The organism is Stappia sp. BW2, assembly GCF_008107695.1.
Taxonomy (GTDB): Bacteria; Pseudomonadota; Alphaproteobacteria; order Rhizobiales; family Stappiaceae; genus Roseibium.
The window spans coordinates 1-417 of the sequence record NZ_VIRG01000018.1 but is presented as its reverse complement, the minus strand read 5'-3'; the positions used below and the strand labels follow the sequence as shown (position 1 = coordinate 417).

Annotated in this window: 1 protein-coding gene; it reads left to right on the top strand. The window is 39.6% G+C overall.

The window, feature by feature from the left end; genetic code table 11:
• The coding region (locus tag FMN63_RS30050; RefSeq protein WP_148581920.1) for a TetR-like C-terminal domain-containing protein at positions 1 to 404 on the top strand (404 nt) is incomplete at its 5' end.
• Positions 405 to 417 lie beyond the last annotated feature (13 nt).

Sequence of the window (417 nt, the reverse complement as noted above, 5' to 3'; positions counted from 1 at the left end):
GCGTTGAAGAGCGTATTTTGAAATCCATTAAGGAGGAAATGGCAGGCAGAGAGTTTTCTACACATACTATACAAGATGCACTTCAATGCTTAGAAAATGCAGAGGAGATTTCAGTTCTTAAAGCTATATTGGGCGACTATGGTTCTGTTCATTTTGTGGAACGCTTGAAAAGAGAAATTCCCTTTGAGCGATTGATTGTGGATTTTCCAACAGGTGATGTCTTGGCACCATATATCATTGAGTTTTACATTTCAACATTAATATCTATGTTTCGTCTTTGGATACGCAACGACAAAGATCTATCGTCGGAGGAATTGATCAAACTGATCGATAGTCTATTTTCAAAGGGGATAACACCGTATCATATCTTTGGCACGGTCAATCCGCAGCGTTCTGGAGTGTAGCGATGATGGTTAG